The sequence below is a fragment of the Sphingobium lactosutens genome (assembly GCF_013393185.1).
Taxonomy (GTDB): Bacteria; Pseudomonadota; Alphaproteobacteria; order Sphingomonadales; family Sphingomonadaceae; genus Sphingobium; species Sphingobium lactosutens_A.
Genome location: NZ_QJQX01000011.1, coordinates 1 through 1,778, shown reverse-complemented (window position 1 = coordinate 1,778; position 1,778 = coordinate 1). Strand labels below are relative to the sequence as shown.

Sequence of the window (1,778 nt, the reverse complement as noted above, 5' to 3'; positions counted from 1 at the left end):
CATTATTGTTAGGACGAGCTGGTACAGGTAAAACTTATACTTTAGTTAATTTGTTGAAAAAATTAAAGCCTAATCCACGTACAACTTTTATTTTAACGTATACAGGTAAAGCGTCTGTACGAATTAAAGAATTGTTGAGTCAACATGAATTAACCGAATACAAGCCTATGACAGTTCATAAAGCATGTTCATCTAATTGGAATTCGAATTTTTTAAAGAATGAGTATAATAACTTAGAATGTGAGTATTTGATTATTGATGAAGTAGGTATGATACCAAGAGATATTTTGATGAAAGTATTATTAGCTGTTCCTAGTTATACAAAGATTATTTTTGCTGGTGATGATGCTCAACTTCCACCTGTTAATGATTCTTCTGTAATTCCTGAATTAGAAGGTTTAGATTTTATAAATACTATAAGACTTACAAAAGTTTTTAGAAGTGGAGATACTGTGTTAGAGCTTGCATATAAAGTTTTAAATCGTGAATTAATTGATTTTAGATTATATGATGAAAAACAATTAGAAAAACTAGTTTTACCACTTGTGGAACAGGGGTATCAAATTTTAACAAATACAAAAAAAATGACTAAGAAAATTAATTTAATAGTTCAAGCTAATAAGGATAAAATTACGAAGTGTTTTAATGATTATTGTTATGAAATCGGTGATAGAGTCATGATCATTGCTAATGATTCATCTAGAAGGGTTTATAATGGTGATACTGGTAAAATTGTTGATTATGATGATAAAGGTATTTTAATTCAATTGGATTTTGAAGATAGGCAAGTGTTTTATAGATATTTAGATACAGTTAATATTGTACCAGCTTATGCATTTACAGTTCATAAATCTCAAGGTAGTGAATATGAGAATGTGGCGGTATTTTTAGAAAGTCAGCCGAAATTAAATACTAATAATTTATTATATACAGGAATTACAAGAGCGAAGAAAAATATAAAAGTTTATGTGCCGGATGAAAAGGTTTTATCGACTATGATAAATTGTGTTCCAGAACCGGTTTCGAATATAACATTAAATAATGTTTTTGATTTAGTAAATGGGATTTTAGATATAAAAAAAACATCTTCAATGGGCTGAAGATGTACAAAAATGTAGATTCTTCAATGGGTTGAAGAATCATAAGACTGAAATGATTGTTAAAGAATCTAATTGTATTATATATGTAATTTGTAGCATGGTCTATTTAATTTAATTTTTCGGAAGGATTTGTTGTTTATGTATGGTGCTTATTTAGATCCAGAAGATAGGGATAGAATAATGGGTAGTTTGTCTGATGAACAACAAGAGTATTTACGTATTTTTTTGAAGAGAGGTAATCAGACAGCATTCTCTAGTGTGTTAGCTAGATTAAAAGGTGGCGAATCTGAAGAGGATGCTGAACATATATCTACTCAATGGATGTTTATTGAGTAGATTGATGCAGGAAAAGTTTCGAAAGATCATCCGTGTGAGTGTGGTCGTCCTTTACGTTATCAATATATTGTTAAGAATTTAGTGACTAATAAAATTTTAAAGTTTAGTAAGGATCACTTTAAAAAACATACAGGTTTACCTTCTAGTATTGTTAAGGCAGTTTTGAAGGGAATGTATAAGATTGATTGTGAGTTAGATGAAATTTTGATTAAAATTTCATCTGGTTGGTCTTTATTTGAGAACTTAGGTATGGATTCTATTCCTAATGATTTGATTATGCCTATAGATATTAGAGAGCATTTAGAATTAGATTTACCTTTATTAGAACGTCAGGTTATGAGA

General features: G+C 29.0%; 3 protein-coding genes. All 3 read left to right on the top strand.

Going from position 1 to position 1,778, the window contains the following annotated elements; genetic code table 11:
* Positions 1 to 1,100, top strand: a 1,100-nt coding sequence (locus DM806_RS00075) for an ATP-dependent DNA helicase (protein ID WP_179041248.1), incomplete at its 5' end; no start/stop codon positions are given.
* Between the two features lie 138 nt (positions 1,101 to 1,238).
* Positions 1,239 to 1,436, top strand: a complete 198-nt coding sequence (locus DM806_RS00070; protein WP_000274139.1) for a hypothetical protein — start codon at positions 1,239 to 1,241, stop codon at positions 1,434 to 1,436.
* 81 nt (positions 1,437 to 1,517) lie between these two features.
* Positions 1,518 to 1,778, top strand: a 261-nt coding sequence (locus DM806_RS00065; protein ID WP_218647258.1) for a hypothetical protein, incomplete at its 3' end; no start/stop codon positions are given.

Bases quoted from the DNA above. Each gene is read 5' to 3' on its own strand.
- DM806_RS00070 (WP_000274139.1), top strand. From the start codon at position 1,239: ATGTATGGTGCTTATTTAGATCCAGAAGATAGGGATAGAATAATGGGT.